This window comes from Thermopolyspora flexuosa (assembly GCF_006716785.1).
Lineage (GTDB): Bacteria > Actinomycetota > Actinomycetes > Streptosporangiales > Streptosporangiaceae > Thermopolyspora > Thermopolyspora flexuosa.
Window position 1 is genome coordinate 1,015,923 of sequence record NZ_VFPQ01000001.1, and the last position, 14,343, is coordinate 1,030,265.

Sequence of the window (14,343 nt, forward strand, 5' to 3'; positions counted from 1 at the left end):
GCGGCGCGGCCCCTCGCCGGTCGCGCCGCCCACAGGCACGCCACCGGAAAGATCATCCGGTCATCTGAGAGCGTAGGCGAACCACACGACCTTCCCTGCGCCGGGGTACGGCGAACGCCCCAGCCGGTGGCGAGCAGGGCGACGAGCGGGAGCCCCCGCCCGTTCTCCGCGAGATCGTCGCAGAGCGGGTCGGGCCTGCGGGCGAGCCCGGCGGTGATCCGGCCGATCCCGTCGGCGCTCTCGTCGCCCACCGCGCAGGTCAGCACGCCCGTCACCGGGTTGAGGGACAGGCAGACGGATATCCGCCCGTCGCCGTGGGCGAGCGCGTTGGTCACCAGCTCGCTGAGCATCAGCGTGACGTCGTCCACGGCCTCGTCCGCACCCCACGCGGTGAGGACGGCCCGCGCGCGGTCCCGCACCTCCCGGACGAACTTCGGCTCCCTGACCACCTCCCAGCGCTGGGTGACCACCTCGCTCATGCGGCCACGTGGGGGACGGCCAGGCGTGCCGGTACGGCGGGCACGGCCGGAGGCGGGGGAACGCGGGCGCCGGGTACGGGGGTAGACGGATCATTCGGGCCGATGTATGAACTCGCCCGCCTGCTTTGCGGCATGGAGGACTCCATTTCTCGAATTCCGGATGGCCACGGGGAAAGCGGCCGGTAACATCCGGTCACGGAACGTAAAGCCCTGGGTTTGCCGTGCGGCAGTGGATAGGCGCGGAGAGCTGGGGGAATGGCGATCTCCCGCTCCCGCCTGCTCGGACGAAATGGGGCAAAGGATGATCGAAAAGCAGCGGCCGGCGTGGGCGGTGAGGCTCCAAGCCGAGCGGGAGAACCGGGAGTGGAGCAGGAAGGAGATGGCCCGGAGGCTACTCCAGGCCGCAGGCTACACACACGGGTCGCTCGACAGCCTCGTCCGCCAGATTCGCGATTGGGAAAAGGGCAGACATTTTCCGCGTGACTGGATTCGCGCCTATTCGATAGCGTTCGATATCGACATAAAGCGCCTAATCTCCGAAGAGAGCCCGGAGAAGGGGCTCGGGGAGGGTGACGATATGGAACGGCGCAGGCTACTTCAGGCGCTTGCCACAATCGGGGTTCCCGCCCTCGCCCCGCCGCTCGACGCGGTCCAGAGCATCCGGGAGGGCGTCGACCGCGCGCTCGGCAGGGACGAGGGCACCCACCTCGACGAGTGGGAGGAGAGAATCGCCGAGTACGGCTATCGTTACCTGGCCCTACCCCCGGAGCGGCTGATCTCCGAACTCTCGGCCGACGTGTACACGGTGCAGCAGACCATGGCGCGCATCGGCACCAGCGACCGCAACTTCCCCGCATGGTGTGGAGTCATGTCGATGCTGTCCCTGCTCACCGCGAAGGTCCTGTCCAACCTCGGCCATCCGGGAGAGGCACGCCATTGGTGGGCCACCGCTCGCACAGCGGCCGATCGGTCGGGCGACGCCAAACGCGGTCTGTGCGTCGCCGGAGAAGAGCTCATCCGCGCACTCTACGAGGAACGGCCGACGAAGGCAGTGCTTGCCAAGATCGACAGGATTCGTGCGCAGTACCCGGCCGTCCCCTGCGCGGGTCTCGCGAGCCTCCATTCCGCCCGTGCGCAGGCCTTGGTGCGCGAAGGCCGCGTGGACGAGGCGCTTGCCGCCCTCCGCGACGTACGTGCGGTGTTCGAGCGGCTGCCCGACTCGGTGACCAAAGAGGTGGGGTCCACCCACAACTGGGGCGAAGACCGGGTGTTCTACACGGAGGCTTGGGTCCACGCCTATGCAGGCCGAAGCCAGGCCGCCGACGAGGCCGTCCGGGGCGCGCTGGACATCCTTCGAACGACTAACCCCCGATCGCGTACCCAACTGGCCTTGATACAAGGCATCGGGCACGTGCGTGAGGGCGATGTGACCGAAGGCATCCGGCATGCCCGGGCCGTCTACGAGAACCACCCACCCGAGCAGCGCACCGCCATGATCAACCACTTGGCTCACCAGGTCCTCGCGGCCGTTCCCGCACAGCGGCGCGCCGAGCCCGCTGTCAAGGAGTTCCGGGATCTCCTCGTCTCCGTGCGAGTGTGATCGTGCAGGCCGCCGCCCGGATAACGCGTCGGCGGGCGACAAGGAGAGATCTCCCGGAGCATAGTGTCTCCTCGTGTGCCCCGGATGACCTCCGCCCGACCCGTCGATCCACCCGGGCGCGTATGGGCATGCATCGAAGCCGACGCGTCAATGGTCATCGCCCACTGTGGAGATAGCCGCGCCCGTCAGATCCCTTGCCGGCCGGGTGGGACAACGCGGCCGGCGGAGGTACGGCCGGGCGTGAGTGGGGAGAGGCGGAGGTGAAGCTGATCGCAGCGTCCCGGTGACGGGCACCGGACCGGTACGGAGGGCGTCGGCAGAGAAACCGGCCGGCCCACGCCGTCCCTCGCATTCCCGGGGTTAGCTTCCGTCCCGCTTCGATCGATGTGAGCACCCGGGAAAGCCCCGAGGCCGGCTGTCCGATGTACCGGGATGGCGAGGGCGCTCCCCGTCATGCCATGCGGTATTTGAGCCAGGCCCGGCCAGCTGCGGCCGCCCGTGCCCGCGATGCGCGGATCGGCTGCGGGCCGTACCGGGCGACGAACTCGCGGAACAGCGACCACACGGCTGCCAGACCGTTCACTGCGGCAGGCGGCGCGGCCTTCCACGCCGGTATCCCTTCGACGAGCCGCTCGGCCTGCTCAGGACTGTGCCCGGCGAGAATCAGCCGCGGGATGAGCAGCGCAACCTCGACCCAGGCCGCCCCCACAGCGGCCAGCCCCCAGTCGACCAGGTACAGCCGGTCGGCCCCGGCGATGAGGTTGCCCTCATGGATGTCGGTGTGGAGCAGGACATCCCCGCCGAGGCCGTCCTCGTCGAGCTGTGCCCGCGCCGCTGCCAACATGGCGTAGCCGTCGAGGTCGTCCGGCCGGGCGGCGAGCAGCCGGTCGGCCCGCGAGATGAGGAAACGCACGTTGTCGGCCACACTCGGGAGTCCCTCGGCCGGGTTCGGGGCCAGGGCTTCGCCGAGCAGCCGTACCAGATCCACCACTGCGGCGGCGTCCGGTGCCTCCGGGCCGATGTCAACCTGGCGTGCCGGTTCTATGTGATCGAAGACGAGGGTGATCCAGCCTGCATGGTGCCCTCCCCACCGCAGCTGCGGAGAGGGCACCACATCGGGCAATGCCGGGCTGACGCGCGCTTCGCGCCGGTAGAGCGGTGCCGACGCTGCGTCATCGGGCAGGGCCTTGACGAACAGCAGCCCGCGTGGAGTGTCGAGCCGTACCGAGGTGCCTGCGGTTAGGCCGGTCGGCATCGGGGTCACGTCGGTGATCGGCCCGAACCGATGTGTGATCGCGTTGCGGACCTCATCCGGCAGACGCGCCCAGGCGTTCACGCAGGCACTGTACGCGGAGCCTGTGGCATGCATGTCACTATGCCGTGTTCCCTAAAGCCGAGCGCAGGAGTGCGGTGGCGCGTCCAAGAACGGTCACCGCCAAGACGCGCCCTCCGTACGCCCGTCGGCACCCGGCGAACTGTGGGGCTGTCACCCGCTGGCCGCGGGTGGCCACCACAGCCAAAAGCCTGCGGCCTGCTCACAGGCCTGCATCTTCGTCGTCAGCCCGTTCCCCGCGAACGGCAAAAGTGCATGATCGGCCGGCTCGCCGCCCGCCCTCGCGGGCGGTTCTTTCTGCAGGTGGCCGCACCGCTACGAACCGGCCGCGTGCTGATGAGTGCGCCCTTGTGGTGGAAACCACGCTCACGGAAGGCGTACTTCCTGACCACCGGCCCCTGGCCCGCCATCCCCGCGAGATGCCTCAGCGCAGGCGGCGGCGGTAGGGCGAGGGCGGGGGAGGCAGGGGGGCGAGGCGGAGGCGGACGTCGACGGCGGCGGCGCCGCGGGGGGTGACGAGGACGGGGTTGAGGTCGAGTTCGGCGGCCTCGGGGATTTCCTCGAGGAAGCGGGCGACGCGGACGATCTGTTCCTCGAGGGCCTCGATGTTGACCTTGGGGCGGCCGCGGTAGCCGGTCAGCAGGGGGAAGCAGCGGAGCTCGCGGAGCATCTCGGCGGCGTCCCGGTGGGTGATCGGGGGGACGCGGAAGGCGCGGTCGGTGAGGAGTTCGGCGGTGAGGCCGCCCATGCCGACCATGACCAGGGGGCCGAACGCCGGGTGCTCGACGCCGCCGATGATGATCTCGACGCCGTCGGTGACCATGGGCTGGACGAGCGCGCCGGTCATCGCGGGGCCGAGGCGTTCGGCCATCTCGCGGTACGCCTGGGCGACGTCGGCCGGGGTGGCGAGGTTGAGGGCGACGCCGCCGACGTCGCTCTTGTGGACCAGGTCGGGGCCGGTGGCCTTGAGCGCGGCGGGCAGGCCGGTCAGCGCGGCGGCCTCGGCGGCGGTCTCCGGGCCGTCGACGTCGATCGACTCGGCGACGTGCACGCCGTAGCAGGCGAGCAGGCGGGCGGCGGTGCGGTGGTCGAGCCAGCGGCCCTCGGGGTGCTCGGCGAGTTCGCGGCGGACGATCGCGGCGGCGGTGCGGTCGCGGCTGAACGGGCGGGCCTCGGCGGCGAGCTCGGCCGGGCGTTCGCGGCGCCGTACGTAGTCGACGACCCGGCTGAGCGCGTAGACGGCCTGCTCGGGGAAGGCGTAGCTGGGGGTGCCGCCGGGCAGTATGCCGTCGTGGCCGAGCACGCAGGCGAGCACCGGCTTGGCCGCGTCCTTGGCCACCTCGGCGATCGCCTCGCAGGTGCGTTCCCGGCCGGAGCCGAACGGCGGGGTGTAGACGACGAGCACGGCGTCGACCACCGGGTCGGCGAGCACGGTGCGGACCGCGTCGGCGAGCCGTTCGGCGGGGGCGTCCGCGGCGAGGGCGACCGGGTTGGTGACCTCGGCGGTGGGGGAGGTCTCGCGGCGCAGCACCAGCCTGGTCTCCGGTGACAGCTCGGGTACGGCGAGGCCGCGCTGGACGCAGGCGTCGGCGGTGAGCGCCTCGGGGCCGCCGGAGTTGCCGACGATCGCCACCCGGGGGCCGGCGGGCAGCGGCGCGCCGAGCAGCAGCCGGGCGGTGTCGAGCAGCCGCTGCACGGTGTCCACCTGGATCACCCCGGCCGCGGCGAGCAGCGCGTCCACGGCCTTGTCGGGGGTGGCCGCGGCGGCGGTGTGCGATTGCACGGCGGCCCGGTCGCCGGAGACGGTGCGGCCGCTCTTCAGCACGATCACCGGCTTGCGGGCGGCGAGCCGGCGGGCGATGCGGCCGAACCGGCGCGGGTTGCCGAACGACTCCAGGTACAGCGCGACGACGTCGGTCTCCGGGTCGTCCTCCCAGTACTCGAGCAGGTCGTTGCCGCTCACGTCGGCCTTGTCGCCGGTGGACACGAACGAGGAGACGCCGATGCCGAGCGCGGCGGCCCGCTCCAGCAGCGCCACCGCGACCGTCCCGGACTGCGACATCAGCCCGAGCCGGCCGCGCGGCGGGGTCGCGGGCAGCACGCTCGCGTTGAGCCGCCCCGCGCTGCCGACCACGCCCAGGCTGTTCGGGCCGACCAAGCGCATGCCGCCGTCCCGGCAGATGCGCAGCAGCTCGGCCTGCCGCCCGGATTTGCCCGCCTCGGACAGGCCGCCGGTCACCACGACGAGGCTGCGTACCCCGGCCTCGGCGCACTGCCGGGCCACCCGGGTCACCGCCCGCGCCGGAACCGCCACCACCGCGAGGTCGACCGGGCCCGGCACGTCCCCGATCTTGGCGTGGACCGGCAGGCCGCACAGCTCCTTGGCCCGCGGGTTGATCGGATAGACCGGGCCGGGGAAGCCGCCGTCGACGAGGTTGCGCAGCACCCGGTGGCCCACGCTGCCCGGGTCCCGCCCGGCGCCGATCACCGCGACCGACTCGGGCCCCAGCAGCCGGGTGAGCGACGCGACCGCGGCCTGGTGCTCGCGCGCCTCGATCCCGGAGAGCAGCGCCGGGGAGGGCTCGAGGGGGATCTCCACCCGGAACAGGCCGTCCTCGAACCGGCGGTGCACCGTCAGCCCGAGGTCCTCGAACACCTGGATCATCTGCCGGTTCTCCGGCAGCACGTCCGCCACGATCGCGCGCACCCCCGCCTCGGCGGCGTTGAGCGCGAGGTGCTCGATCATCAGCGTGCCGAGCCCGTTGCCGTGCACCGGGTCGTGGATGAGGATGCCCACGTCGGCGTCGTCCCCCTCCGGGACGTACTCGGCCACCGCGACCAGCCGCCCGCGGATGAACGCCACGAGCGCCTGGCCCCGGTACTCGGGGGAGGTCACCCGGTCGGCGTACGCGTGGGCGGTGGCCCGGCCGCCGGTGAAGAACCGCAGGAACGCCGAGCGCTCCGAGGTCGCGTCGACCAGCTCGTGCAGCGCCGCGCGGTCCTCGGGGCGCAACGGCCGCAGGTGCGCGATGTCACCGTCGCGTAGCAGTACGTCGCATTCGTCCGGCACCGTCCTCGTCATGGCCCCATCGTGATCCGTTCCGTTCGGCTCACCCAGGGTCCTTGTGCCCAGGCCGGTCGGGACCCTCGGCACTACCGGGGCGGTACGGCCCGGCCGACGATGGCCGTGAGGCAAGGTTGGGAGGATCGATGGCCGTACGCATAGGCATCAACGGGTTCGGCCGGATAGGCCGGGCCGTGTTCCGCCGCGCCGCGTCGGCCGGCGTGGAGGTCGTCGCGATCAACGACGTGACCGACGCCGCGACGCTGGCGCACCTGCTCAAGCACGACTCGACGTACGGGACGTACGACGCCGAGGTGACCGCGGGCGAGGACTACATCGAGGTGGACGGCCGCCGCGTCCCGGTGACCGCGCACCGCGACCCCGCCGACATCGACTGGGCCGCGCACGGCGCGGACGTCGTGGTCGAGGCGAGCGGCAAGTTCCGCACCCGCGACGCCGCCGCGCTGCACCTCAAGGGCGGCGCCCGCAAGGTCATCATCTCCGCCCCGGGCAAGGGCGTGGACGCCACGATCGTGCCCGGCGTGAACGACGCCGCCTACGACCCGGCCGCGCACGAGGTGATCTCGCTGGCCTCCTGCACCACCAACTGCGTGGCACCGATGATCAAGGTGCTGCACGAGAACTTCGGCGTGGTCAAGGGCTACATGACCACGGTGCACGCCTACACCGGCGACCAGCGGCTGCTCGACGCGCCGCACAAGGACCCGCGCCGCGCCCGCTCCGCCGCGGTGAACATCGTGCCGACCACCACCGGCGCCGCCCGGGCCGTGGGCCTGGTGCTGCCCGAGCTCGCGGGCAGGCTCGACGGCGTGGCGCTGCGCGTCCCGGTCGAGGACGGCTCGCTCACCGACCTCACCGCGATCCTGTCCCGCGAGGTCACCGCCGAGGAGGTCAACGACGCGTTCGCCAAGGCGGCCGAGGGCCCGCTCAAGGGCGTGCTCCGCTACAGCACCGCCCCGCTCGTGTCCCGCGACATCGTCGGCGACGCGCACTCCTGCGTGTTCGACGCGCCGCTCACCCAGGCCGACGGCACGCTCGTGAAGGTCTTCGGCTGGTACGACAACGAGTGGGGCTACGCCTGCCGGCTCACCGAGATGGCCGCCCGGGCCGGGCGCGAGCTGTAAGCGTCACCGCGCCCGCCGTGCGACAGGTGCATGAAGGAAGGTGGACCGAATGCGAGGCTTGGCCCGCTGGGTGGCGTCGCGGATCCGGCTCTACCGGCCCGACCGCAATCCGCTGCGGCGCGGGACGGACCGGATCGAGGCGCTGTTCGTCGCCGTGTTCCTCCTGATGTTCGTCGCGGGCATCGGGCTCGCCCTCCACGCCGGCCGCATGGTGTACGACGAGGGCGTACGGTCCGAGCTCGGCGGGCGCTGGGTGACCGCGCGCCTGGTGCAGGACGCGCCGGATCTCGCCCTCTCCCCGTACAACGGCGGCACCACACTGACCCGCGCCAAGGCGACGTGGACCGACGCCGAGGGCCGTCCGGTGACCGCGTCGGTCCCGGTGCGCTGGGGCGCGAAGGCGGGGACCACCACCAGGGTCTGGGTGGACGCCTCCGGCCGGGTGGCCCCGGGCCCGCCGCAGCGCATCGACACCGTGGCCCGCGCGATCGCGGTCGGGCTCACCACCGTGCTGCTCTCCGGCGCGCTCGTGGCCGGCTGCTACGCGATCGTGCGCGCCCTGCTGGACCGCCGCCGGTACGCCGACTGGGCGGCGGCGTGGATCGTCGCGGAGCGTGAGTGGCGGCGCCGCAAGCAGGTGTGAACGGTCCTCGGATCTTGTGTGGTGGTCCTCGGATCCGAGGACCGATCAACCGATCAATGCCGGGTAGGCGGGCAGCGGGGGTGGATGGCAGACTCTTCGGTATGACCGATGGCAAGGCGCGGTCCTTCCTGCCGCACATGCGCCTGGACGAGCTGCTCGCCGAGCTCCAGGTGCGGCTTGAGGCCGTGCTCGCCACGCGGGACCGCGTGCACGCGCTGCTGGAGGCCGTCGTCTCGATCGGCAGCGATCTCGATCTCGAGACGGTGCTGCGCCGCATCGTGGAGACCGCGACCACGCTCGTCGACGCCACGTACGGCGCGCTGGGCGTGATCGGCGAGGAGCACACCCTGGTGGAGTTCATCCCGGTCGGCCTGACCGAGGAGGAGGTCGCCCGCATCGACCACTGGCCGCACGGGCTCGGCCTGCTCGGCCTGCTGATCAAGGATCCTCGCCCGCTGCGGCTCAACGACATCTCCAAGCATCCCGAGGCGTACGGCTTCCCGCCCGGCCATCCGGTGATGAAGACGTTCCTCGGGGTGCCGATCCGCGTGCGCGACGAGGTGTTCGGCAACCTCTACCTCGCCGAGAAGCGCGGCGGCGCCGAGTTCGACGAGGACGACGAGGCGATCGTGGTGGCGCTCGCCACCGCCGCGGGCGTGGCGATCGAGAACGCCCGGCTGTACGAGGAGACCCGGCGGCGGGAGACGTGGCTGCGCGCGCTGTCGGAGATCTCCACGCGGCTGCTGTCCGGCACCGAGTCCGGCGAGGTGCTCACGTTCATCGGGCAGCGGGCCCGGGAGATGGTCGAGGCCGACGTGGTGGCGATCCTCAGCCCGGACGAGTCGGGCGAGTACCTCGACGTGGTGAACGCCGAGGGCCCGGCCGCCGACAGCGTGGAGCGCAGCCGGGTCGCCGTGGAGGGCTCGATCAGCGGCGCCGCCTTCACCACGGCCGAGCCGGTGATGGTCTCCACCCTCGCCGAGCGGTCGATGACCCTGCTCGGCCCGCAGATCGGCCCGGCCGCCGCGGTGCCGCTCGGCGCGGGCGGCAGCCAGCCGCGCGGCGTGCTGGCGCTCGGCCGGCGCGCGGGACGGCTGCCGTTCAGCGAGGCCGAGCTGCAGATGTTGCACTCGTTCGCCGGGCAGGCCGCGATCGCGCTCGAGCTCGCCGAGCGGCGCAAGGACGCCGAGCGGCTCGGCCTGCTCGAGGACCGGGACCGCATCGCCAAGGACCTGCACGACGTGGTCATCCAGCGGCTGTTCGCGGTCGCGATGACGCTGATGAGCACGGTCCGGCTGGTGGAGCGGCCCGAGGCGGTGCAGCGGCTGCAGACCGCGATCGACGAGCTCGACGAGACCATCCGGCAGATCCGGTCCACGATCTTCGCCCTGCAGACGCCGCGCGACCTGGAGTCGCCGAGCCTGCGCTCGCAGATCGTGGAGCTGGTGGAGGACGCGCGCAGCAGGCTCGGCTTCATGCCCGGCCTGAAGCTCGAGGGCCAGCTCGACAACCAGGTGGCGCCGAACGTGGCCGAGCACCTGCTCGCCGTACTGCGGGAGGCGCTGTCCAACGTGGTACGGCACGCCAAGGCCTCGCACGTCGACGTGACGGTGCGGGCCGTGGACGGGACGCTCACGCTGCAGGTGGACGACAACGGCATCGGCCCGTCCCCGGGCGGCCGCCGCAGCGGGCTGCGCAACCTGCAGGAACGGGCCGAGAGCCTGGGCGGCGAGTTCGAGTTCGGGCCCGGCCGGGAGCGCGGGTCGTCGCTGCGGTGGAGCGTGCCGCTCTCCCGCGAGGCCTCCTGACGGGGAGCCGCGGGGGACCGCGCGTGCCCGCCGCCGGCGGGCCGTCAGCCGCCGCTCGCGTCGGCGAGGCCGGCGAGCAGGTCGCCGATGGACTCCGCGACGCCGCCGAGGAAGCCGACGACCACGCGGATGAGGGCCTCCACGAACGCCGCGGACGCCTCGGGGTTCTTCACGATCACCACGAGCGCCAGCGGGATCAGCAGGAACGAGAGGATCGTCCGGGCGGACGGCAACCCGGCGAAGATCTTGAGCGCCACGGTTCCTCCCTTCCGCGGCCTTGGGGGGTTTCCGGCCCAATGCTCCGGCCGGTCACGCCCGGGAGTCATCGACCGAAGGTCCCGCGTTGCGGGGACGGTGTGCCCATTCCGGACGTTCGTGCCGGACCGCCCCACTGGGCGCCGAGCGCCGGATGCCCGCCGGTGCCGCGCAAGGGGCCGGGAGATGAGGGGGCGGGGATGCTGCGGGCGGTGCCTCGGCCCGGGGTCAGGTCGAGGGAACGACGGGGAAGTAGCCGGTCATCCCGACGGCCCGCAGCAGCCGGGAGACCTTGACGGGGATGCGGGTGAGCCGGACGCGGCCGCCGTACCGGCGGGCGCGGTTGTCGGCACGGACCAGGACGCCCAGCCCCGAGGCGTCCATGAACGCCACCCTGCCCAGGTCGACGACGACGTCCGGGCACGTGGGCGTGATGACGGCGGCGAGGTGCCGGTCGAGCAGCGGGGCGGTGGCGAGGTCGATCTCGCCGCCGACCGTGACCACCGGCAGGGCGGCGCCGCCGTACAGCGTGAGAACCGATGCGGCCGGGCGCGGGCCGAGGGACAGGTCGTCCAGTCGGCGGTGGCGCCGCGGCGGAACCGTGCTGAGCCGCGGCCGGCGGGTACGCGTACGGGGCATGGCGACCCGCCGACCGCGTGGCATTGAGGCGGACACCGCTCCATGGTGGGGGAGCCATCGGGGCCGGGCGTAGGGACCAAGGTCCCGTTGTGGAAGGGTCCAACGCACCGCGTGATCAACACCGCGTAAAGGGCGTAAGGCCCTGGTTGCACGGCGTTCCCGATGCGAGCCTGGAGCCATGACCAGGAGATTCGTTCCCCGTAGGACAGGCAGACGCGTGGGCGCCCCCGACCCCTCCCCCGAGATCACCGCCTACGCGCACGCGCGCCGCATGGCGCTGGCCCGGGCCGACCGGTCCTGCTGCTGCCCGGCGAAGCCCGTGGTGATGACGATCATGCCGATGGCCTCGGCGCAGGGCGAGCCCATCGAGCTGTTCCTCTGCGGGCACCACTACCGGGTGTCCCGCCGCAGGCTCGCCGAGATCGGCGCGGTCGTGTTCGACGGAGACGGGCTCCCGCTGCCGGTCGACCCGTGGCCGGTCGAGGTCGGCGCCTTCGCGTGAGGCGCGCGGCCGCACCGTACCACCACGCGTTTCGAAGGTGACGCCATGAAACACAGCCTGCGCCTCGGCCGGGTGGCCGGTGTGCCCGTGGGGGTGCACTGGTCGGTCCTGGTGATCGGCGCGCTCATCGGGGTGAGCCTCGGCGCCGTGGTGCTTCCGGCGGCGGCGCCGGGACGGCCCGCCGTGCTGTACGCCCTCACCGCGGCCGTCGCCGCGGCCCTGTTCCTCGGCTCGCTGCTCGCCCACGAGCTCGCGCACGCCCTCGTCGCGCTGGTGCGCGGGGTCCGGGTGCGGTCGATCACGCTGTGGCTGCTGGGCGGGGTGGCCGAGCTGGAGGGCGAGGCGCCCACCCCGCGCCACGAGCTGGAGACCGCGGCCGCCGGCCCGCTCACCAGCCTCGCCTGCGCCGCCCTGTCGTTCGTCGCCGCCGTGCTGCTGCCCGGCCCCGACCTGGTGGTGGCGGCGCTCACCTGGCTGGCGCTGATGAACGCGATGCTCGGCGTCTTCAACCTGCTGCCCGGCGCGCCGCTCGACGGCGGGCGGGTGCTGCACGCCGTGGTGTGGCGGGTGACCCGCAGCCGGGCCCGGGCCGACCGGGCCGCCGCGATCGGCGGGCAGGCGCTCGGCATGGCCCTGATCGCGTTCGGCATCGCCGAGATCTTCCTGCTCAGCTGGTCCGGCGGGCTGTGGATCCTGATCATCGGCTGGTTCCTGATGAGCGCGGCCAAGGGCGAGTACGTCGCCGCGACCGCCAGGCGCGGCCTCGGCGGGGTGCCGGTGCGGGACGTGATGACCGGCCCGCCCGAGGTGGCGCCCGCCTGGCTCACCATCGAGGACTTCGCCGCGGCGACCGCGCTGCGCTCGCACCAGACCGCGTACGTCGTGGTCGACTTCGAGGGACGGCCGGTCGGCTACCTCTCGCTCGACGCGATGGCCGCCCTGTCCCCGCGGGCCCGCGCCGTCACCCGGGTGTCGGACCTCACCCGGCCGGTGCCTCCGGACAACGTGGTCACGCCGGACGAGGAGGCGGCGGTCCTGGTCACCAAGCGGCCGCTGCCCGGCCAGGTGGTCGCGTTCGTCGTCGACGGGGGACACGTCGTCGGCGTGGTGACCGCCGCGGACCTCAACCGCATGCTGCGCCAGGCGATGCTCCGGCAGGCCGCCTGAGGCCGCCGGGCCGTACCGCCCGCGCGGGTACGGCCGTGCCCCGGCAGGCCCGGGGCGCTCCAGACGACACGTCACGGCCCTTGCCTCGGCAGGGCCGTTCGTTGTTTTCATGGCGGTTCGCCGCGGTCAGTCCGGTTCGATCAGCGGCAGGTGGAAGCGCGGCGTGGCCTCCGGGAGGGGGAGCGCGGCCAGGGCCTGGGCGAGGGCCTGCTCCGGGGGAACGGTGGTGTCGATCTCGATCGCCTCCGGCCAGGGCGCCTCCCGGGCGGCCATGGCGGCCGCGATCCCGGCGTCGGCGTCCGAGATGCCGCCGGTGCGGGCGGCCACCCGCGCCGCGGCGACCTCCGCCGGGACCGCGCAGCGGAACGCGACCGGGTCGGCGTGGGCGCGCGCGGCGAGCTCCGCGGCGGCGGCGCGGTGGGCCGGGTCGGTAAAGGACGCGTCGAGCACCACGGACTCGCCGAGGCCGAGCAGCCGTTCCGCCCGCTCCAGCAGCTCGGCGTAGGTGCGCTCGGTCCACTCCGGCCGGTAGATGCCCTCCCCGTACGGCGCGGCGGCCGAGGCGGCCGGGTCGATCCCGGCGAGCTCCTTGCGCACCCGGTCACTGGCGAGCAGGGTGAGCCCGAGCCGGTCGGCGAGGCCCGCGGCGAGCGTGGACTTGCCGGACCCGGGCGGGCCGCCGGCGAGCACGAGCCGGACCGCGCCCGCGCGCAGGTGCCGCAGCGCCAGGTCGGCGTACCGCCGGGCCTCCGGCGCCGAGGCCGCGTCGCCCTGGGCGTACCGCAGGCAGGTCACCTTGGCCCGGACGAACGCCCGGTAGGCCACGTAGTGGTGGTAGAGCGACGGCGGCGCGGGGTCCCCGGCGAAGTTCGCATAGCTGCGCAGGAACAGCTCGGCCAGCCGCGGCTCGCCCAGGTGTTCCAGGTCCATGGCGAGGAACGCGGCGTCGTCGAGCCCGTCGACGTACCGCAGCCGGTCGTCGAACTCCAGGCAGTCGAGCACGCGCGGCCCGTCGTCGAGGCAGAACACGTCCTCGGCGAGCAGGTCGCCGTGGCCGTCCACGATCCGCCCCTCGGCGACCCGCCGCGCGAACAGCGGGGCCCGGCCGTCGAGGAAGCGCAGGGTGAGCCGCTCGATCTCGGCGGCGACCCCGGCGTCCATCGCCGGGCCGTACCGTCCGCGCACCTGGTCGAGGTTGTCGCACCAGCGGCGGCGCAGCGCGGGCAGGTCGCCCTCCCGGTCGACGTGCGGGCCGCGCTCGGCCTTGCCGTGCAGCACGGCGAGGGCGCGGGCGACCCGGCGCAGGCACTCCTCGACCGGGCGCCCGGCCCGCACCAGCGCGGACAGGCGGCGGTCCGGCGGCATCCGGCGCATCACCACCAGGTGGTCGATGACCCGCCCGTCCGGGCCGGCCACCTCGGCGACGCCCTCGTACACGTCCGGGGCGAGCCTGCGGTTGAGCTCCACCTCGCGCTCGCAGGCGAGCCTGCGGGCCTGCACCGTGGTGAAGTCGAGGAAGCCGAGGTCGACGGGCTTCTTGAACTTGTAGGCGCGGTCGCCGATCAGCAGCACGACCCCGGAGTGCGTCTCCCGCACCTGGGCCCACGGCTCCATCGGTCCCCCCTCCGCTCGGACGCGTCGTTCGCGTGCCGTGCCCCGGGCCGCACCCTCCGGCCCGGGCTTCCAGTCCACGCCCGCCGCCGTCCCG

Annotated in this window: 11 protein-coding genes and 1 pseudogene; 6 read left to right on the forward strand and 6 right to left on the reverse strand. The window is 73.2% G+C overall.

Annotated elements, in window-relative coordinates; translation table 11 throughout:
• Positions 1-119: 119 nt before the first annotated feature.
• A pseudogene (locus FHX40_RS26200) lies at positions 120-479 on the reverse strand (ATP-binding protein); the annotation flags it as partial.
• 301 nt (positions 480-780) lie between these two features.
• Between FHX40_RS26200 and FHX40_RS04550 the strand changes: the two are divergent.
• The gene (locus FHX40_RS04550) at positions 781-2,079 is read left to right on the forward strand and encodes a helix-turn-helix domain-containing protein (RefSeq protein WP_142258446.1); all 1,299 of its coding nucleotides are present in this window, start codon (positions 781-783) and stop codon (positions 2,077-2,079) included.
• Positions 2,080-2,530: 451 nt separating this feature from the next.
• On the opposite strand, the gene FHX40_RS04555 is transcribed toward FHX40_RS04550, so the two are convergent.
• Together FHX40_RS04555 and FHX40_RS04560 are read right to left on the reverse strand one after the other, a co-directional pair.
• Positions 2,531-3,415, reverse strand: a complete 885-nt coding sequence (locus FHX40_RS04555) for a phosphotransferase family protein (RefSeq protein WP_170198708.1) — start codon at positions 3,413-3,415, stop codon at positions 2,531-2,533.
• Positions 3,416-3,836: 421 nt separating this feature from the next.
• Positions 3,837-6,494 (reverse strand): GNAT family N-acetyltransferase, encoded by a 2,658-nt coding sequence (locus FHX40_RS04560; RefSeq protein ID WP_142258448.1) that lies wholly within the window; start codon positions 6,492-6,494, stop codon positions 3,837-3,839.
• A gap of 128 nt (positions 6,495-6,622) precedes the next feature.
• Here FHX40_RS04560 and gap point away from each other — a divergent pair, with 128 nt between their 5' ends.
• From gap to FHX40_RS04575, 3 genes are all read left to right on the forward strand, one after another.
• Positions 6,623-7,621: a type I glyceraldehyde-3-phosphate dehydrogenase gene (gene gap, locus FHX40_RS04565; RefSeq protein WP_142258449.1), complete on the forward strand. Its 999-nt coding sequence runs from the start codon at positions 6,623-6,625 to the stop codon at positions 7,619-7,621.
• A 49-nt stretch (positions 7,622-7,670) separates the two neighbouring features.
• Positions 7,671-8,264, forward strand: a complete 594-nt coding sequence (locus tag FHX40_RS04570) for an Rv1733c family protein (RefSeq protein WP_142258450.1) — start codon at positions 7,671-7,673, stop codon at positions 8,262-8,264.
• A gap of 101 nt (positions 8,265-8,365) precedes the next feature.
• A complete protein-coding gene (locus FHX40_RS04575) occupies positions 8,366-10,072 on the forward strand; it encodes a sensor histidine kinase (RefSeq protein WP_142258451.1) in 1,707 nt (568 codons plus the stop codon).
• 44 nt (positions 10,073-10,116) lie between these two features.
• Here FHX40_RS04575 and FHX40_RS04580 read toward each other — a convergent pair whose 3' ends face one another.
• A complete protein-coding gene (locus FHX40_RS04580) occupies positions 10,117-10,329 on the reverse strand; it encodes a hypothetical protein (RefSeq protein ID WP_142258452.1) in 213 nt (70 codons plus the stop codon).
• 226 nt (positions 10,330-10,555) lie between these two features.
• Positions 10,556-10,966, reverse strand: a complete 411-nt coding sequence (locus FHX40_RS04585; RefSeq protein WP_170198709.1) for an STAS domain-containing protein — start codon at positions 10,964-10,966, stop codon at positions 10,556-10,558.
• Between the two features lie 217 nt (positions 10,967-11,183).
• Here FHX40_RS04585 and FHX40_RS04590 point away from each other — a divergent pair, with 217 nt between their 5' ends.
• Together FHX40_RS04590 and FHX40_RS04595 are read left to right on the forward strand one after the other, a co-directional pair.
• Complete coding sequence (locus tag FHX40_RS04590) at positions 11,184-11,468, forward strand: DUF7455 domain-containing protein (RefSeq protein WP_142258454.1); 285 nt, start codon at positions 11,184-11,186, stop codon at positions 11,466-11,468.
• 45 nt (positions 11,469-11,513) lie between these two features.
• A complete protein-coding gene (locus tag FHX40_RS04595; RefSeq protein ID WP_142258455.1) occupies positions 11,514-12,635 on the forward strand; it encodes a site-2 protease family protein in 1,122 nt (373 codons plus the stop codon).
• A 126-nt stretch (positions 12,636-12,761) separates the two neighbouring features.
• Here FHX40_RS04595 and FHX40_RS04600 read toward each other — a convergent pair whose 3' ends face one another.
• Positions 12,762-14,249: a bifunctional aminoglycoside phosphotransferase/ATP-binding protein gene (locus FHX40_RS04600; RefSeq protein ID WP_142258456.1), complete on the reverse strand. Its 1,488-nt coding sequence runs from the start codon at positions 14,247-14,249 to the stop codon at positions 12,762-12,764.
• Positions 14,250-14,343 lie beyond the last annotated feature (94 nt).

Excerpts from the sequence above, each read along its gene's own strand:
- FHX40_RS04550 (WP_142258446.1), top strand. The coding sequence starts at position 781 with ATGATCGAAAAGCAGCGGCCGGCGTGGGCGGTGAGGCTCCAAGCCGAG.
- FHX40_RS04560 (WP_142258448.1), bottom strand. The coding sequence starts at position 6,494 with ATGACGAGGACGGTGCCGGACGAATGCGACGTACTGCTACGCGACGGT.
- gap (WP_142258449.1), top strand. The coding sequence starts at position 6,623 with ATGGCCGTACGCATAGGCATCAACGGGTTCGGCCGGATAGGCCGGGCC.
- FHX40_RS04570 (WP_142258450.1), top strand. The coding sequence starts at position 7,671 with ATGCGAGGCTTGGCCCGCTGGGTGGCGTCGCGGATCCGGCTCTACCGG.
- FHX40_RS04575 (WP_142258451.1), top strand. The coding sequence starts at position 8,366 with ATGACCGATGGCAAGGCGCGGTCCTTCCTGCCGCACATGCGCCTGGAC.
- FHX40_RS04585 (WP_170198709.1), bottom strand. The coding sequence starts at position 10,966 with ATGCCCCGTACGCGTACCCGCCGGCCGCGGCTCAGCACGGTTCCGCCG.
- FHX40_RS04595 (WP_142258455.1), top strand. The coding sequence starts at position 11,514 with ATGAAACACAGCCTGCGCCTCGGCCGGGTGGCCGGTGTGCCCGTGGGG.
- FHX40_RS04600 (WP_142258456.1), bottom strand. The coding sequence starts at position 14,249 with ATGGAGCCGTGGGCCCAGGTGCGGGAGACGCACTCCGGGGTCGTGCTG.